General features: G+C 69.1%; 13 protein-coding genes, 2 tRNA genes and 1 pseudogene. 6 read left to right on the plus strand and 10 right to left on the minus strand.

Going from position 1 to position 16,577, the window contains the following annotated elements; all coding sequences use genetic code 11:
* Positions 1–293: pseudogene (locus tag Q0V34_RS16850) on the plus strand (hypothetical protein); the annotation flags it as partial.
* 60 nt (positions 294–353) lie between these two features.
* Here the strand turns inward: Q0V34_RS16850 and Q0V34_RS16855 are convergent.
* Positions 354–1,085 carry a TlyA family RNA methyltransferase gene (locus Q0V34_RS16855; RefSeq protein WP_297514192.1) on the minus strand — a complete coding sequence of 244 codons (732 nt, stop codon included), beginning with the start codon at positions 1,083–1,085 and terminating at the stop codon, positions 354–356.
* 117 nt (positions 1,086–1,202) lie between these two features.
* On the opposite strand from Q0V34_RS16855, the gene Q0V34_RS16860 reads away from it, so the two are divergent.
* Complete coding sequence (locus tag Q0V34_RS16860; protein ID WP_297514195.1) at positions 1,203–2,687, plus strand: amidase; 1,485 nt, start codon at positions 1,203–1,205, stop codon at positions 2,685–2,687.
* A 165-nt stretch (positions 2,688–2,852) separates the two neighbouring features.
* Here the strand turns inward: Q0V34_RS16860 and Q0V34_RS16865 are convergent, their stop codons facing one another.
* The 6 genes from Q0V34_RS16865 to Q0V34_RS16890 all read right to left on the minus strand — a co-directional run bounded on the left by Q0V34_RS16865 (position 2,853) and on the right by Q0V34_RS16890 (position 10,939).
* A complete protein-coding gene (locus Q0V34_RS16865; protein ID WP_297514199.1) occupies positions 2,853–3,215 on the minus strand; it encodes a DUF1801 domain-containing protein in 363 nt (120 codons plus the stop codon).
* A gap of 24 nt (positions 3,216–3,239) precedes the next feature.
* On the minus strand, positions 3,240–4,994 hold the full coding sequence (locus tag Q0V34_RS16870; RefSeq protein ID WP_297514202.1) for a class I adenylate-forming enzyme family protein: 1,755 nt from the start codon (positions 4,992–4,994) through the stop codon (positions 3,240–3,242).
* A 279-nt stretch (positions 4,995–5,273) separates the two neighbouring features.
* The gene (locus tag Q0V34_RS16875; protein WP_297514205.1) at positions 5,274–7,997 is read right to left on the minus strand and encodes a valine--tRNA ligase; all 2,724 of its coding nucleotides are present in this window, start codon (positions 7,995–7,997) and stop codon (positions 5,274–5,276) included.
* A gap of 126 nt (positions 7,998–8,123) precedes the next feature.
* Complete coding sequence (locus Q0V34_RS16880) at positions 8,124–8,654, minus strand: DUF2497 domain-containing protein (protein ID WP_297514208.1); 531 nt, start codon at positions 8,652–8,654, stop codon at positions 8,124–8,126.
* Positions 8,655–8,785: 131 nt separating this feature from the next.
* Complete coding sequence (locus Q0V34_RS16885) at positions 8,786–10,243, minus strand: TolC family outer membrane protein (RefSeq protein ID WP_297514211.1); 1,458 nt, start codon at positions 10,241–10,243, stop codon at positions 8,786–8,788.
* 123 nt (positions 10,244–10,366) lie between these two features.
* Entirely contained in the window at positions 10,367–10,939 is a 573-nt protein-coding gene (locus Q0V34_RS16890) for a protein-L-isoaspartate O-methyltransferase (RefSeq protein WP_297514213.1), read from the minus strand.
* Between the two features lie 293 nt (positions 10,940–11,232).
* Between Q0V34_RS16890 and Q0V34_RS16895 the strand changes: the two genes are divergently transcribed.
* From Q0V34_RS16895 to Q0V34_RS16905, 3 genes are all read left to right on the plus strand, one after another.
* Entirely contained in the window at positions 11,233–11,403 is a 171-nt protein-coding gene (locus tag Q0V34_RS16895; RefSeq protein ID WP_297514216.1) for a hypothetical protein, read from the plus strand.
* A 135-nt stretch (positions 11,404–11,538) separates the two neighbouring features.
* The gene (locus Q0V34_RS16900) at positions 11,539–12,612 is read left to right on the plus strand and encodes a glycosyltransferase family 4 protein (RefSeq protein WP_297514219.1); all 1,074 of its coding nucleotides are present in this window, start codon (positions 11,539–11,541) and stop codon (positions 12,610–12,612) included.
* Between the two features lie 13 nt (positions 12,613–12,625).
* Positions 12,626–14,788 carry an amylo-alpha-1,6-glucosidase gene (locus tag Q0V34_RS16905; protein WP_297514222.1) on the plus strand — a complete coding sequence of 721 codons (2,163 nt, stop codon included), beginning with the start codon at positions 12,626–12,628 and terminating at the stop codon, positions 14,786–14,788.
* 13 nt (positions 14,789–14,801) lie between these two features.
* On the opposite strand, the gene Q0V34_RS16910 is transcribed toward Q0V34_RS16905, so the two are convergent.
* From Q0V34_RS16910 to Q0V34_RS16920, 3 genes are all read right to left on the minus strand, one after another.
* Positions 14,802–14,876 (minus strand) — tRNA-Asn (locus tag Q0V34_RS16910).
* 136 nt (positions 14,877–15,012) lie between these two features.
* Positions 15,013–15,087: transfer RNA gene (locus tag Q0V34_RS16915), tRNA-Asn, on the minus strand.
* 215 nt (positions 15,088–15,302) lie between these two features.
* Positions 15,303–16,007 (minus strand): glutathione S-transferase N-terminal domain-containing protein, encoded by a 705-nt coding sequence (locus Q0V34_RS16920; RefSeq protein WP_297514225.1) that lies wholly within the window; start codon positions 16,005–16,007, stop codon positions 15,303–15,305.
* A 171-nt stretch (positions 16,008–16,178) separates the two neighbouring features.
* On the opposite strand from Q0V34_RS16920, the gene Q0V34_RS16925 reads away from it, so the two are divergent.
* Positions 16,179–16,577 (plus strand): hypothetical protein, encoded by a 399-nt coding sequence (locus Q0V34_RS16925; RefSeq protein ID WP_297514228.1) that lies wholly within the window; start codon positions 16,179–16,181, stop codon positions 16,575–16,577.

The raw sequence follows: 16,577 nt of genomic DNA on the forward strand, positions 1-16,577 counted from the left end.
CGCCGCCCCCGCCCCCGCCGCCTCCGGTCGCCTACAACGGCTCGTACGACGATCCGTCCTATCGCCCCAGCGGCTATGGCTATGACGACGCCCGCCGCGACGCCGCCCGCGACAGCTATTACGAGCGCTCGTACGAGCGCCACGAGGGCTATCGCGTCGACAACCGCTCGCAGGTCGACGTCAATGGCTGCACCCTGGCCGAGAGCCCGATCTACCTGCCGGACGGCCGCGTCCAGAAGCGCTTCGTGCGCGTCTGCCCCGACGCCAGCGGCAAGTATCAAGTCGTCGACTAATACGACCGCTTTCGCCTGATCACCCGATCGGCCGCCTCGCGAGGGGCGGCCGATTTGCGTTCAGCGTTTCGTCGCCCAGACCAGCCGCTCGACCTGGCCCTCGCCGCCCGTGATCGGGCTTTCCGCGAGGCCGTTCACGGTCCAGCCCGAGCGCTCCAACCAGTCGGCGATCTCGCGCTCGACCCGGGCGATGACCTCGGGATCCTTGACCAGCCCGCCCTTGCCGACGTGCTCGCGCCCCGCCTCGAACTGCGGCTTGATCAGGGCCACGAGCTCGGCGCCCCTCGTGGCCAGGGCCAGCGCGGCCGGCAGGGCCTTGGTCAACGAGATGAAGCTGACGTCGCTGACCACCAGATCCGGCGCGGTCGGGACCAGGGTCGCGTCCAGCGCGCGGGCGTCGACGCCCGACAGGTCGACGACGCGCGGATCGCCCCTGAGCCTGGCGTGCAGCTGATCGCGGCCGACGTCGACCGCGAACACCCGCGCCGCGCCGCGCGCCAGCAGCACCTCGGTGAAGCCGCCCGTCGAGGCGCCCACATCGACGGCGATCCGCCCGTCCGCCGCGATCGGCCAGAGCGCCAGGGCGTGGGCCAGCTTCAGCGCGCCGCGCCCCACCCAGGGGTGCGCGGCCTCGGCGCGGACGTCGGCGTCCTCGTCCACCGCCTCGGACGGCTTGGCGACGACCCGATCGCCGATGCTCACCCGGCCGGCCTCGACGGCGGCGCGAGCCTTGGCGCGGCTGTCGAAGAGACCGCGCTCCACGAGCCACTGGTCGATCCGCTGCTTGGCCACCTCGCCTCCCCGAAAACACAACGCGCCGTTTAGCACGGGCTTGCGGCCAAGGTCTCTTCGGGTTGAACTGAACGGCGATCACCGGCGCGGAAGACGCCGATCCTCTGGGAGACCAACATGCGTTTCAGCCGCCGCGGCCTGATGGCCGCCACCGCCGCGATCGCGGCCGCGCCCTCGGCCTGGGGCAAGCCCAAGACCGCCGCGCCGCCCGCCTGGACGCCCGACGCCACCGAGCTCGCCGGCCGCGTCCGCCGCAAGGAGGTGAGCGCCGCCGAACTGGTCGAGGACTCGATTCGCAAGATCGAGGCGCTGCAGCCCCAGGTCCGCGCCGTGGTCGCCTCCGACTTCGAGCGCGCCCTCGACAAGGCCAAGGCCGGGGCCCTGACTGGCCCGTTCGCCGGCGTGCCGTTCCTGGTCAAGGATCTAGACCCCTACAAGGGCCTGCGCACCCGCTACGGCACGCGCGCCACCATCCTGGCCCAGCCCGAGACGACCCAGACCGCCTATATCGACGCCTTCGACGCGGCCGGCTTCATCACCCTGGGCAAGTCGGCGACGCCGGAATACGGCTTCCTGCCGACCACCGAGCCGATGGGCTTCCTGCCGACCCGCAATCCCTGGAACGTCGCGCGCTCTTCGGGCGGCTCGTCCGGCGGCGCGGCGGCGGCGACCGCCTCGGGCATGGTGTCGATCGCCCACGCCAGCGACGGCGGCGGCTCGATCCGCATCCCGTCGTCGAACTGCGGCCTCTTCGGCCTGAAGCCCTCGCGTGGCCGGCTGATCCAGAATCGGCCGAGGGATCGCGGCATCGACCTGTCGGTCTCGCACTGCGTCGCCCACAGCGTCCGCGACTCCGCCGCCCTGTTCGCCGCGTCCGAACGCCACGACCCATCCGCCCCGTTCAAGCCGATCGGCGTCGTCACCGACCCGCTCAAGAAGAAGCTGAAGATCGGTCTGGTGCTGAACGGCGGCGCCGGGCGCGCGCCCGACCCGGAGGTCAAGGCCGCCGTCGACGACGCCGCCAAGCTGCTGAAGGACCTCGGCCACAAGGTCGAGCCGACCACCTGGCCGATGGACGGAAATCAGTTCGGCCAGGACTTCACCGTGCTGTGGGCCGCCGGCGCCGCCGAACTGGTCGGCGAACTGACCAAGGCCATGGGCCGCGCGCCGGACGCCTCGGTGCTGGAGCCGTTCAGCCTGGGCATGGCCCAGCTGGTCTCCAAGCTGCCGCCCGGCGCCATCTCCGCCGCGATCGGTCGCCTGAACGCGGTGGCCAAGGCCTATGACGCCTGGCTGACCCAGTACGACGTGATCGTCTCGCCGGTGCTGGGCATGCCGCCGGTCGAGCTGGGCTATGTGGCCGGCTGGGCGCCGTTCGAGGAGCTGCAGGCGCGCCTGATGGCCTATGTCGGCTACACCCCGCTGCACAACGTCGCCGGCGCGCCGTCGATGAGCGTACCGCTGCACTGGACGGCTGACGGCCTGCCGGTCGGGGTGCAGTTCGCCGGCCGCGCGGGCGGCGAGGCGCAGCTGTTCGCCCTCGCCTACCAGTTGGAAGAGGCCGCGCCCTGGGCGCACCGGCGTCCGCCGGTCAGCGCCTGACCCCAAGATATCCCGCCTTCCTCGCCCTCGTGGCGAGGACCCAGGCTTGGGCTTGGCGATGACACGGAAGAAGCGCTCCACGGGACCGTGGAGCGCTCTTTTCCATGGTCGGGAGGCGGAAAGATCGGGCCGGGGCGCAAGGCCCAGGACGGCGGATGAGTCTGCTTACCCGCCGCCCCGGCCGTTGGCTTTGACGTGGTCCAGGATGTCGGCGACCAGCTCGAAGTCGATCGCCTCGGGTTTCTTCCAGCGCGCGCAGCCGCCGCCGCGATCGACGCCCTTCATCCGATCCGGAAAGGCGTCCAGCGCCGCCCGTCCGGCATAGAGGGCGATGTACTGCTTCTGGCTGTTGAACGAGATCAGAGGCGTCTTGGGATCGCCGTAGGACGGCATGCCGAACGCCATCCGCTCGGCTCGCGCGCCGAAGCGCTCCACGCACATCGCGCGAAGGCGGTCCAGCGCCGGGCGGCGCGCCGGCTCGACCTCCCGCAGGAAATCATCGACCGTCGCCGCCTTCGACTGCACCATGGTTCGCGCCTCCCGCGAGGGGCCCTACCCCTCGACGAACACCTTCTTGAGCTCGTTCTTCATGATCTTGCCGTTGGCGTTACGCGGCAAGGTCTCGGGCCAGAAGATGATCTTCACCGGCACCTTGAAGGCCGCGAGCCGGTCGGCGACGAAGGCGCGCAGCTCGGCTTCGGTCGCGCTGGCGCCGGGCTTCAGGGTGACGACCGCCGCCGGCTCCTCGCCCAGCGTCTTGTGCGGGATGCCGACCAGGGCCGCGTCCATCACCGCCGGGTGGTCGTAGAGGCAGTTCTCGACCTCGATGCAGTAGATGTTCTCGCCGCCGCGGATCAGCATGTCCTTGGCGCGGTCGATGATGAAGCAGAAGCCCTCGGCGTCGAGGCGGGCCAGGTCGCCGGTCCGCACCCAGCCGTCGATGAAGGTCTGGGCGGTGGCCTCGGGCTTGTTCCAGTAGCCGCGCACCACCTGCGGACCCTTGCACCACAGCTCGCCGACCGCGCCGATCGGCAGCTCGCGATAGGGCGCGTCGACGGTCATGATCTTCAGGTCCGTGACCGGCACGGCCGGGCCGCAAGAGTCGGGGCGGTTCTCGTAGTCCTCGGCCGAGTTCGAGGTCGCCGTCGCCGAGGTCTCGGTCATGCCCCAGCCGTTGCCGGGCGAGGCCTTGGGCCAGATTTCCTTGATCTTGCGCACCAGCTCCGGCGCCGACGGCGCGCCGCCATAGGCGACGTTCTCGATCGACGACAGGTCGTAATTCGGGCGGCTGGGATGCTCGATGATCTGCCAGGCGATGGTCGGCACGCCGCCCATCTGGGTCAGCTTCTCGTCCTGGATCAGCTGCATGGCCTTTTCGGGATCCCACTTGCGGATCATGGCCAGCTTGGCGCCGCCGAACAGCGACGGGTTCAGCACCGCGAAGCAGCCGGTGGCGTGGAAGAAAGGCACCGAGATCAGCGAGCCCTTCTGCGGCGCGTTGGGATCGGGCTGGGGCGGCGCCTCGCCGCGTCGCAGGAAGGCGCGCGCGGCGGCGGCGGCGGCGGCGAAGATGTTGCTGTTGATGTTGCGGTGCGTGCCGATCGCGCCCTTGGGCTTTCCGGTCGTGCCCGAGGTGTAGAAGATCGTCGCGTCGTCGTCCGGCGCGATCGCCACGGCGGGCAGCGGCTTTTCGGCAAGGCCCGCCCAATCCTTGGCCCCGCCAATCGCGCTCTCCAGGTGGGTCACGTAGGGGTGGGTGATTTCCTCGGGCGAGCGGCTGACATAGACCCGCTTCAGCTCCGGACAGTTGTGCAGGTGCTCGGCCAGACGCTCATACCGCTCGACATCGACGATGGCGACCTTGGCCCCGGAATCGACGAGGCCGTATTCCAGCTCGGGCCCCGTCCACCAGGCGTTCAGCGGCGTCACGATCGCGCCGACCGACAGCGCGCCATAGAAGGCCACCGGCCATTCGGGCAGGTTGCGCATCACGATCGCGACCCGGTCGCCCTTCCGGACCCCGAACGCCTCCAGCTCGGCCGCCATGTGGGTCACGGCGCGGTAGAAGGCCTCGAAGCTGACCCGCTCGTCCTCGTGCACCAGGAAGATCTTCTCGCCGTGCGTGCGGCCGACCAGCAGGGTGTCGCGCAGGGAGGGCGGCGCGTTCTTCCAGGTCCGCGTCTTGACGCCCCGGATCTCGACCTCTTCCATCTCGCCCGGCGTGCCCGGCTGGGTGATCAGCGCATAGGCCTGCTGGACGGACATGGCGGGCCACGGAACGGGCGCGGCGGCGGCGGCCTGGGTCATGATTACTCTCCCGGTATGGTCTGTCGCGCCTTGTGCGATGGGCGCGTTCAGGAACCAGAGAGCACAGCCGAAAGCCGGATGCAAACGTCCGTTTGAGCCTAAGGGAACATTGATAAGTTAGGGCGTGTTCCCCAGGGTTAGGCCTACACTCCACCCGCCGTCATCCCGCGCTTAATGCGCGTGACCCATGGTTCAGCTTTAGCGTGGGAACTTCATTCTGCTCCGCACCCGCGGCGGGCGGATGGGTCCCGCGCACAAGGCGCGGGATGACGGGATGGGTTACCCCACCGACTCCAGGCGGCTGAGCGCCGCTTCGAGCTTGGCCTTCGCCGCTTCGGCCTCGGCGAGACGCTCGCGGTTTTCCTCGACCACCTCTTCCTTGGCGCGGGCCAGGAAATCGGGGTTGCCGAGCTTCTTGCCGACCTTCTCGATCTCGCCGACATGGCCGGCGATTTCCTTGGTCAGGCGGGCCTTCTCGGCGGCGAGGTCGATGAACTCGGCGATCGCCAGGGCGCCGGTCGCCTCGCCCATCACGATCGGGACCGAGCCCGCCGGCGCGGCGTCGGCTTCGCGGGCGCTGTCGAGGCGCGCCAGGGTCAGCAGCAGGTCACGATGGCGCGCCAGGCGGGCCTTGGTCTCCGGACCCGCGCCAACCACGGTCAGAGCGGGCTTGGCCGACGGCGGCACGTTCATCTCGGCGCGGATGGAGCGGATCTCGCCCACGGTCTGAACGAGCCAGCCGATCTCGGCCTCGGCCTCGGCGTCGATCCAGTCGGCGGGCAGCTCGGGCCACTTCGCCGAGATCAGCATGCTGTCGCGGGCCGGACCGAACTCGGCGGTCTTCTCCCACAGCTCCTCGGTGATGAACGGCATCACCGGGTGCAGCAGCTTCAGGATCACATCGAGCGCCCAGGCGGCGGTGGCGCGGGTCTCGGCCTTGGCGACGGCGTCGTCGCCGTTCAGGATCGGCTTGGCCAGCTCCAGGTACCAGTCGCAGAAGACGTTCCAGACGAAGCGGTAGAGCGCGCCCGCCGCCTCGTCGAAGGCCGGCGCTTCGAGCGCCTTGGTCACCTCGGCGACGGTCTTCACCGTCTCGCCCCGGATCCACTTGTTGATCGTCTGCTGGACGGTGGCCGGATCGAAGCCCTCGACGCGGACGCACTCGTTCATCTGGGCGAAGCGCGAGGCGTTCCACAGCTTGGTGCCGAAGTTGCGATAGCCCTCGATGCGCTGCTTGGAGAGCTTGATGTCGCGCGCCTGGCCCGACATGGCGGTGAGCGTGAAGCGCACCGCGTCGCAGCCCAGTTCGTCGATCAGGATCAGCGGATCCATCACGTTGCCCTTGGACTTGCTCATCTTCGCGCCCTTCTCGTCGCGGACGAGGGCGTTGATGAACACTTGGCGGAAGGGCGGGACGCCGTCCATGAAGTGCATGCCCATCATCATCATCCGGGCGACCCAGAAGAAGATGATGTCGAAGCCCGTCACCAGGGTGCTGGTCGGGTAGAACTTGGCCAGATCGGCGCTCTTCTCGGGCCAGCCCAGGGTCGAGAACGGCCACAGGGCCGAGCTGAACCAGGTGTCGAGGACGTCTTCGTCCTGGGTCAGGACGACGTCATTGCCGAACCGAGCGCGCGCGGCGGCGTAGGCGGCCTCTTCCGTCTCCTCGACGAAGATCGCGCCTTCCGGACCGAACCACGCCGGGATGCGGTGGCCCCACCAGAGTTGGCGCGAGACACACCAGGGCTCGATGTTGCGCAGCCATTCGAAATAGGTCTTTTCCCAGTGCTTGGGCTCGAAGACCGTCTCGCCGCTCTCGACCGCCTTCAGGGCCGGCTGGGCCAAGGTCTTGGCGTCGACGTACCACTGGTCGGTCAGGAAGGGCTCGATGACCACGCCCGACCGGTCGCCGTGCGGGACCATGTGCTTGGTCTTCTCGATCGCCTTCAGCCAGCCCTCTTCCTCGGCGCGGGCGACAATGGCCTTGCGCGCGACGAAGCGGTCCATGCCCTGGTACTCGGCCGGAACGGCCTCGTTCAGCTTGGCCTCGACCGTCAGGATGTTGATGGCTTCCAGTCCAGCGCGCTTGCCGACGCCGAAGTCGTTGAAGTCGTGCGCCGGGGTGATCTTCACCGCGCCCGAGCCCTTGGTCGGGTCGGCGTAGTCGTCGGCGACGATCGGGATGCGGCGGCCGACGATCGGCAGGGTCACTAACTTGCCGACCAGGCCCTTGTAGCGCTCGTCGTCAGGGTGAACCGCGACGCCGGTGTCGCCCAGCATCGTCTCCGGACGCGTGGTCGCCACGACGATGTAGTCGCGGGTCTCGTATTCGGTCGGCTTGCCGTCCTCGTCGAAGGCGATCGGGTGCTGGTAGGTCACCCCATCGGCCAGCGGATAGGCGAAGTGCCAATAGGCCCCGTCGACCTCCTTCTGCTCGACCTCGAGGTCGGAGATGGCGGTCTGGAACTGGGGGTCCCAGTTGACCAGGCGCTTGTCACGGTACAGCAGGCCTTGCTTGTAGAGGGTGACAAACACCTTGCGGACGGCGGCCGACAGGCCCTCGTCCAGGGTGAAGCGCTCGCGCGACCAGTCGCACGACGCCCCCAGGCGCCGTAGCTGGTTGGTGATCGCCCCGCCGCTCTGCGCCTTCCATTCCCAGACCTTGTCGACGAAGGCCTCGCGGCCCATGTCGCGGCGGCCGATATTGCCGGCGGCGGCCAGCTGGCGCTCGACGACCATCTGGGTGGCGATGCCCGCGTGGTCGGTGCCCGGCAGCCACAGGGCGGCCTTGCCGCGCATGCGGTGGAAGCGGGTCAGCACGTCCTGCAGCGTGTTGTTCAGCGCGTGGCCGATGTGCAAGCTGCCCGTCACGTTCGGCGGCGGGATCACGATCACGAACGGCTCGGCGTTCGGATCCTCGCTGGGCTTGAAGGCCCCGGAGGCCTCCCAGGCGGCGTACAGGCGGGGTTCGACGGATTGGGGATCGAAGGTCTTTTCGAGCATGGCGGTGCGGATATGCCATCTGCGGCCCGGTCGGGGAACCTTTAGGCCAGGATTTCTTGAAGCGATGCGAAACGAAAAAGGCGGCCGCCGCGGCGACCGCCTCGATTTCTCGGATCTTCGGAAGTCTTAGACGCCGCGACCGCGCGAAATGCGGTGGACTTCTTCCTCGACCTTGGTCTCGACGATGCGCGGCAGGTTCTGGTCCAGCCACTCCTTGAGCAGCGGGCGCAGCAGCTCGCGTACGACGTCTTCCAGGGTGCGGCCGTCCTTGGGCATCAGCAGGGCCGAGCTCAGGCTGCCGAACGCCGAAGCGGCGGCCGAGGCGGCGTGATCGCCCACCAGGGCGTCGGCCACTTGGTCGCGATTGAACGCGGGCGCGGCCGGCGGCGGCGTGTAGGCCGGCTCCGGCGCCGGTTCCGGCGGCGAATAGACGTCGATATCGCCGACGGTCGCCAGCGGCTCGGGCTCGGGCTGCGGCGCGATCGGGTCGGTCAGTTCCAGAACGTCGTCCTCGACCGGCTCCGGATCGGGTTCGGGCGCCGGCGGCGGGGCCGCCTCGGCCGCAGGCTCCGCCGGCGCGTCATCTTCCGAGATGATGCGTCGGATGGAGGCGAGGATCTCCTCCATCGTGGGTTCTTGAGAGCTCTGATCGGACATGTGCGGGGGCCGTCGGAAAGAGGTACGAATCCTTGTGCGCTTTGGGACGCACTTAGCCGCGATGGTGCAGACTTGCGCGGCTTAAGCAAGCGCAAGTCTGTGACTGGGCGAAATCGACGCGGTTAACGGGCCTAGTTCGCGCCGTTCGACGGCCGCGAGGCCGGCTTCACCGACGGGGCGCCGACCTTGTCGATCGCCTCGACCACCGGCTCCCACGGCACCCAGCCCACGCTGTGGGTCACGCGATCGTAGGACGCCTTGGGATCGTAGGCGGTCGAGGTCGAGGACAGCTTGCTCACGCCCAGCTGACCCATGGCCTGCAGGACCACCGCGCTGGCCAGATATTCGTCGCGACGCGCGCCGACCAGGGCGACCTCGGCGTTGGACAGCTCCAGTTGGGCGTTCAGCACGTCCAGCGTGGTGCGCAGGCCGACCTGCTGCTCCTGGCGCACGCCCTCGAAGGCGATGCGGCTGGCGCGAACCTGCTCCTCGTTCGAGACCAGGGCGGCGCGCGAGGCGGTCAGATTGCTCCAGGCGTTCGAGACCTGCTGGATGGCGGTCCGCTTGGCGCTCTCGGTGGCGCCGCGGGCGGCGTTCTCGCGCTCGGTGGCGGCGCGCACCTGCGAGGTGGTCAGGCCGCCGGTGAAGATCGGCACCGAGGCGGTGATCCCGCCCGAGATCGTGCGGGAATAGTCGTCGAACTGGCTGCCGACGCCGGCGGTCCGGCCGGCCGAATAGCCAAGGCCCGCGCGGGCCGAGACGGTGGGCCGATAGCCGGCCCTGGCGACGGCGACGCGCGCGGCGGCCGCCTCTTCGTTGTACTTGGCCGCCGTCACGCCGGGATTGGTGGTCTGGGCGGCGTCGAAGGCCTGGTCGACCGCGCCGGGCAGCAGGCCCGCGAGGCTGGGTTCGGGGGCCAGGTCGCCCGGCGTCTGACCGACGACGGCGCTGTAGGACGCCCGACTGATCTCCAGCTGCGCCTGAGCGGCCGACAGACCGGCCTTGGCCGAGGCCAGACGCGCCTGCGACTGGGCGACGTCGGTGCGGGTGATCTCGCCGACGTCGAAGCGGGCCTTGGACTCTTCCAGCTGGCGCTGCAGGACCGCGACGTTCTCCTTGGCGATGCGCAGGCGCTCCTGGTCGCGGCGCACGTCGACATAGGCCTGGACCACGCTGACCAGCACGCTCTGCTCGACCGCGCGCAGGTTCTCGCGGGCCGCCAGCACGTCGGCCTCGGCGGCGCTCAGCGTCGCGCTGACCCGCCCGCCGGTATAGAGCGGCTGGCTGACCGACAGCGTGGCGCTGCTGCCCGAGGTCTTGACGTTGGCCCGCCCGCCGGGCGGATCGGTTTCCGAGCCGGTGATGTCGGCGGTGACGCCGACGGTGGGACGGAAGCCCGTCTTGGCCTGGACCACGCCTTCGTCGACGATGCGCGCGCTGGCGCGCTGCTGCTGCAGCGTCGGATTGGTCTGGTAGGCCAGGGCGATCGCGTCGGCCAGGGTCTCGGCGTGCGCGACGGAAAGCAAGCCGGCCATCAGGCCCGCGCCACATGCGGCGGCCAGCAGTCCGGCCCGGCGACGATTCGACATCTAAATCCTATCCCCAATCACGCGCGGTCCGCGCTCGCCCACAATATGATCGCGTGTAAGTCTGACCGCCAGTCGCCGCCAGTTAAGCTTTTTTCACGCGCACGTTGCGGCTCGGGCCGACGATTAGAAGCTGAAGCCGGTCTCGAGCGCGAAGCCCGCCAGAACCGGCGGCGAGGCGTCGAAGGCCTGACGGCGACCGACGCCGTCCTCCGCGCGCAGATAGATCGTCGCGCGGCCCACCGGGCCGGTGCGCTCGATCACGCCTAGACGCCCGCCGACGGCCAGGGCGTCCTGCCAGGCCTTGGGCGCGACGGCCACGGCGCCTTCGCAGATGATCACGTCGAACGGGCCGGGCGGCGTGGCCTTCAGGTCGTCGCCCTCGACGCGGGTGACGGCCAGGCCCATGGTCTCGAGCACCAGGGCCGCGTAGGGCGCGGCGATCGCCAGGGCGCGCTCGCCCTCGCGCGGTCGCAGGATCTGCAGCAGCTTGCCCACTTCGCGAGGGCGCAGCAGCCAGCGGCCCGGCGCGTACTCGATGTCGGCGTCGGCATAGGCCAGATAGGCCTTGGCGGCCGGCACGACCGTTTCGCGCGGAACGACCCGCAGCGCGTCCTGCAGGGGCAGGTCGGTGACGTCGGCGGTGCGGATTTGGCTCTCGACCATGTTCAGCCGCGCGGCGGCGAAGTCGGTGCTCATGGAATCTCTCGGTCGGCTGGACGTTCGAGCAGGCTTATAGGTCCGCCGATTGTCCGAAGGCAATCCGATCCCAAGCCGCGCGTGCTCCGCCGAGCCCGGCGAAGGCCTTAAAAACGTCACCGCCGTGTGTGAATGTTCGCGTGACTGTCCTGATAAAGTCATCGCGAACAGTGTTCTTGACTGTCACCTAAGGTCGATTGATCGCGATCGACGCTTGGTGAATAAGCAGCAGATATAAAGACGTTCGGCGGTTCGGGGGAAACGCCCGCAGCTTGGCTATCGTGGGGAATGCCATGTCTAAGGCGATGCTGGTGATCGCCGTGTCGGTCGCCGTTCTAGCGCTAATCTACTGCCTGCCGTGGATCGATGATCGAGCGCGGCGGATCTATGGACGCTGGCGGCGCCGCCAGCGGGATCTGCGCGAACAGCGCGAGCGCCTCGCGCGTCAGGACCGATCTCGATAATCGCCGCGCGACACCGGGTCGGGTCTCCGAACCGGGGCGAAAACGTGGCGGCGCGGGAACCAAATGAGGGGGCGCGGAACTATTCCGGGGCGGACGATCGCCGCGTTCCCCGTTCATCCGTTCAAGGCCCGCCCCATGAAGATCGCCCAGGTTACGCCTCTCTACGAGGCCGTCCCGCCGCGCCTGTACGGCGGCACCGAGCGGGTCGTCGCCCACCTGACCGACGCCCTCGTCGATCTGGGTCACGACGTCACCCTGTTCGCCAGCGCCGAAGCCGAGACCAAGGCCAAGCTGGTCGCGGTGCGCGACCAGGCCATCCGCCTGGACCCCGCGCCGCTGAAGTCCGACCTCGCCGCCCACCTGGCCCAGCTGGCCGAGGTGCGCGCCCTGGCCGACCAGTTCGACATCGTCCACTTCCACACCGACATGGTCCAGTTCCCCTTCTTCGCCGACCGGGCGGAGCGGACCCTGACCACGCTGCATGGGCGCCTGGACCTGAAGGACCTGCCCGCCGTCTACAAGCGCTGGCCGCAGTTCCCGCTGGTCTCGATCAGCGACGACCAGCGCCGCCCCCTGCCCTTCGCCAATTGGGCCGGCACCGTGCACCACGGCATGAACGCCGACCTCTACCGCTTCTCTCCGAAGAGCGACGGCTATCTCGCCTTCCTCGGCCGCATCTCGCCCGAGAAGCGCCCCGACCGCGCCATCGGGCTGGCCAAGCGGCTCGGCAAACGCCTGAGGATCGCCGCCAAGGTCGACAGCGCCGACCGCGGCTATTTCGACGAGGTGATCGCGCCGATGATGCGCGATGAGCCGCTGATCGAGTTCATCGGCGAGATCGGCGACCACCAGAAGTCCGCGTTCCTGGGCGGCGCGGACGCCCTGCTCTTCCCCATCGACTGGCCCGAGCCCTTCGGCCTGGTGATGATCGAAGCCATGGCGTGCGGCACGCCGGTGGTGGCCTATCGCTGCGGCTCGGTGCCGGAGGTGATCGATCACGGCCTGACCGGCTTCATCGTCGACAACGACGACCAGGCCGCCGAGGCCATCCTTCGGACCCCGGCCCTGGATCGAAACCGAGTGCGTCGGCGTTTCGAGGAGCGGTTCTCGTCCGAGGCGATGGCCCGGCGATACGTCGCGCTCTACGAAAAGCTTCGCGACGGGGCCGCGGTGTATCCGTCGCTCGTCGAGCTGGCCGCCAGCGCGTGATCAAGGAGGGGCCATGCAGACTATCGCGCCGGCCATGGAGCCGCCGGTCGACGACGGCGTGACGGCGGACGTCCGCGCGCCGCAGACTCTCTACGCGCTCAAGGACAAGGACACGTTCATCGTCGCCGACGCGTTCGGCGACATCGCCGGCCAGGGCGACGGGCTGTTTCACAACGACACCCGCATCCTGTCCTCCTACCGCCTCCGCCTGGGCGGCCGGGCGCCGTCGCTGCTGTCGGCGGCGGTCGCCCACGACAACGTCTTCTTCACCTGCAACAGCACCAACCAGGCCCTCCCCTATCCGGGCGAGCGGATGGGGCCGCCGGGCGTGCTGCACATCGAGCGCAAGCGCTTCCTGTGGGGCGAGCGGCTGTACGAGCGCATTCGCTGCGTCAACTACAGCCGCGACACCGTGCTGCTGCCGATGACGCTGGAGTTCGACGCCGACTTCCGCGACATGTTCGAGGTGCGCGGCGCCCATCGCGCCCGGCGCGGGACCAAGGGGCCGCCGCACGTCGACGGCCGTCGCGTGGCCTACAGCTATATCGGCCTGGACGGCGTCGAGCGCTCTTCGTTCATCGCCTTCTCGGACGCGCCGTACAGGCTTTCGGCCCACAAGGCCGAGTTCATGTTCTCGCTGCGCGCCGAGGGCGTCACCGAGCTCTATGTCGAGATCGGCGTCACCGACGGCCACATCCCCAGCCGCGAGCGCTTTCGCGACGCCGCCGCGCGGGCGCGCTGGGACATGCGGGCCCGCCGACGCCACGGGGCGCGGCTGAGCAGTTCCGGCCGGCTGTTCAACGAGTGGCTCGGCAAGTCCCGCTCGGATCTCGCCCTTCTGACCACGCGCATGGAGACCGGCCCCTACCCTTATGCCGGGATCCCCTGGTTCTCGACCGCCTTCGGGCGCGACGCGATCATCACCGCCTGGCAGATCCTGTGGTTCGAGCCTTCGCTGGCCAAGGGCGTGCTGCGCTATCTGGCCGCCCACCAGGCCCAGGAGCGCTCGGCCTTCCGCGACAGCGCGCCCGGCAAGATCATGCACGAGACCCGCAAGGGCGAGATGCCGGCGCTGGGCGAGGTGCCCTTCGGGCGCTACTACGGCGGGGTCGACACCACGCCGCTGTTCGTGGCCCTGGCCGGCGCCTACCAGGAACGGACCGGCGACGATCGGCTGATCGACGAACTCTGGCCCGCGCTCGAGCGCGCCATGCACTGGATCGAACACGACGGCGACAGCGACGGCGACGGCCTTATCGACTACGCGCGCGGCCAGGACAGCGGCCTTTCCAACCAGGGCTGGAAGGACAGCGAGGACAGCGTTTTCCACGCCGACGGGCGCTACCCCTCCGGCCCGATCGCCCTCGTCGAGGTTCAGGGCTACGCCTTCGCCGCCTACCGGGCCATGGCGCGGCTGGCCGAACGGCGCGGCGAGATCGGCCAGGCCGGCGTCTGGAAACAGAAGGCCGAGACGCTGCGCCAGAAGGTCGAGACCCTGTTCTGGATGGACGAGCGGAACTTCTACGGCATCGCCGTCGACGGCCAGGGACAGCTTTGCCGGGTCTTGTCCTCGAACCCCGGTCACCTGCTGTTCTGCGGCCTGCCCTCGCCCGAGCGCGCGCGCAAGGTCAGCGATCAGTTGCTGTCCGCGCCGTTCAATTCGGGCTGGGGGGTGCGGACCCTGGCGGCGGGCGAGGCGCGCTTCAACCCGATCAGCTACCATAACGGATCGGTCTGGCCGCACGACACGGCGCTGTGCGTCATGGGCCTGTCCCGCTACGGCGAGCGCCAGGGGGTGGTGAACCTAACCGCGGACCTGTTCGAGACGGCCAGCCGGATGGGCATGCGCCTGCCGGAGCTCTTCTGCGGCTTTCCCCGCTCGCCCGGCGAGCCGCCGGTGGCCTATCCGGTGGCGTGCCTGCCGCAGGCCTGGGCGGCCGGGTCGGTGTTCATGATGCTGCAGGCGTGCCTGGGGATCGCCATCGACGCCAATCGCGGCGAGATCGTGCTCGTCGATCCGCACCTGCCGATCGGCATCGACCGCCTGCGGGTGGAGCGTCTGAGGGTCGGGGCCGACACCGTCGACCTGACCTTCGAGCGCCAGGGCGACCGGGTCGCGGTCCACGCCGAGGGCGGCGTCCCGCTGACGATCCGGTCGAAGCCGGCCTGGGATTGAGGCTGGGGTGGCGTGGCTCCGCGGGTAGGATTCGAACCTACGACCAGCCGGTTAACAGCCGGCTGCTCTACCACTGAGCTACCGCGGAACAGGTCGCTCTCAGAAGAGGCCGCCTGATAGCGAGACGTTCGAGTCGGCGCAAGCGGTCATGTCGCCAACGCGAGACACCGGGCGCGCGCGCCGACGACGCGTCGAAGAGCTCTGATTTTCAGGGAAGACGAGAGTGGCTCCGCGGGTAGGATTCGAACCTACGACCAGCCGGTTAACAGCCGGCTGCTCTACCACTGAGCTACCGCGGAACAGGTCGCTCTCAGAAGAGGCCGCGTGATAGCCGCCCGGATCGGCCGATGCAAGCGCCTAATTTCAAAAAAACAGCCCGGCTTGGCGGCCGGGCTGAAGAAGTCAGTGATGGTGGGTGCCTTCAAGGAAGACACGCTCAAAGTCGGAGATTCATGGTTAATGGAACCCTAATTCACGGCCCGCCGACCAAAGAGTCGCAGGGCCGCGAACCGCGTCAGCCGCGCTTGGGAATCTCCAGGCCGCGCTGCACGGCCGGGCGCGCCAGACCCGCCTCCAGCCAGCGCGGCACGTTCCTCAGCGCGCCGTAGTCGACGAGCTCGCCGGCCCCGTAGAAGCCGATCAGGTTGCGGACCCAGCCCAGCGTGGCGATGTCGGCGATCGTGTAGTCGTCGCCCATCAGCCACGGCCGGTCGGCCAAGCGCGCCTCCAGCACGCCCAGCAGGCGCTTGGACTCGGCGGCGTAGCGATCGCGCGGGCGCTTGTCCTCGTAGTCCTTGCCCGCGAACTTGTGGAAGAAGCCGAGCTGGCCGAACATCGGGCCGATGGCGGCCATCTGGAACATCACCCACTGCAGGGTCTCGTACCGCGCCGCCGGATCGGCGGGCAGGAACTTGCCGGTCTTCTCGGCCAGATAGACCAGGATCGCGCCGGACTCGAACAGGGCCAGCGGCTTGCCGCCGGGGCCGTCGGGATCGAGGATCGCCGGGATCTTGCCGTTCGGGTTCAGCGACAGGAATTCGGGGCCCCAGGTCTCGTTCTGGGTGATGTCGATCAGGTGCGGCTCGTAAGCCAGGCCCGTCTCCTCCAGCATGATGGAGACCTTAACCCCGTTGGGCGTCGGCAGCGAATAGAGCTGGATGCGGTCGGGGTGCTGGGCGGGCCAGCGCTGGGTGATAGGGAAGGCGGACAGATCCGACATGGAAACCTCGCTTACGGCGCGCGCTCTGGCGCCGATCGCAGGTGGGACCTTGACCGGCGATTTTCCAGAGCGCCCCGAAAACGAGGATGAGCCGTGACGAGGGATTGATCCTTCCGCGAACAGCGCTATCCGGGAAGCTTGACCACGCTCGGGGGAGCGACGATCCGAACCATGACCACCGCCGATGACCATTGGCCCGCCACGCTCCAGCGCGTGGTCGCCACCCTGGACTTCGAGCTCGCGCCGGGCGCGAAGGCGGAGACGCGGGCCAAGCTCCGCCTCGACGTCAGCGAGCTGCCGGCCCTGATCAATCTCGCGGTGCACGCGGCGATCGAGCTGGACAAGCGCGTCGCCGCCGGCGACGGCGACCCGCCCGTGGACCGCAAGGCCGTCCTGGTGCGCAAGGACCTGTCCCGCGCGCTGATCGACGGGGTCAATCCGATGTTCGTGACCGGCTATGCCGCCGCCTACCGCCTGGAGCTCGCGCGCATCCTGTGGGCCGGCATCGCCGACGCGCCGCGCCGGCGGCTGGAGGAACTGGCCCGCCCGGCCCCGCCAGCCGGCTCGTGA

The organism is uncultured Caulobacter sp. (assembly GCF_947036865.1).
Taxonomy (GTDB): domain Bacteria; phylum Pseudomonadota; class Alphaproteobacteria; order Caulobacterales; family Caulobacteraceae; genus Caulobacter.

Excerpts from the sequence above, each read along its gene's own strand:
- Q0V34_RS16860 (WP_297514195.1), top strand. The coding sequence starts at position 1,203 with ATGCGTTTCAGCCGCCGCGGCCTGATGGCCGCCACCGCCGCGATCGCG.
- Q0V34_RS16865 (WP_297514199.1), bottom strand. The coding sequence starts at position 3,215 with ATGGTGCAGTCGAAGGCGGCGACGGTCGATGATTTCCTGCGGGAGGTC.
- Q0V34_RS16870 (WP_297514202.1), bottom strand. The coding sequence starts at position 4,994 with ATGACCCAGGCCGCCGCCGCCGCGCCCGTTCCGTGGCCCGCCATGTCC.
- Q0V34_RS16875 (WP_297514205.1), bottom strand. The coding sequence starts at position 7,997 with ATGCTCGAAAAGACCTTCGATCCCCAATCCGTCGAACCCCGCCTGTAC.
- Q0V34_RS16880 (WP_297514208.1), bottom strand. The coding sequence starts at position 8,654 with ATGTCCGATCAGAGCTCTCAAGAACCCACGATGGAGGAGATCCTCGCC.
- Q0V34_RS16885 (WP_297514211.1), bottom strand. The coding sequence starts at position 10,243 with ATGTCGAATCGTCGCCGGGCCGGACTGCTGGCCGCCGCATGTGGCGCG.
- Q0V34_RS16890 (WP_297514213.1), bottom strand. The coding sequence starts at position 10,939 with ATGAGCACCGACTTCGCCGCCGCGCGGCTGAACATGGTCGAGAGCCAA.
- Q0V34_RS16895 (WP_297514216.1), top strand. The coding sequence starts at position 11,233 with ATGTCTAAGGCGATGCTGGTGATCGCCGTGTCGGTCGCCGTTCTAGCG.
- Q0V34_RS16900 (WP_297514219.1), top strand. The coding sequence starts at position 11,539 with ATGAAGATCGCCCAGGTTACGCCTCTCTACGAGGCCGTCCCGCCGCGC.
- Q0V34_RS16905 (WP_297514222.1), top strand. The coding sequence starts at position 12,626 with ATGCAGACTATCGCGCCGGCCATGGAGCCGCCGGTCGACGACGGCGTG.
- Q0V34_RS16920 (WP_297514225.1), bottom strand. The coding sequence starts at position 16,007 with ATGTCGGATCTGTCCGCCTTCCCTATCACCCAGCGCTGGCCCGCCCAG.
- Q0V34_RS16925 (WP_297514228.1), top strand. The coding sequence starts at position 16,179 with ATGACCACCGCCGATGACCATTGGCCCGCCACGCTCCAGCGCGTGGTC.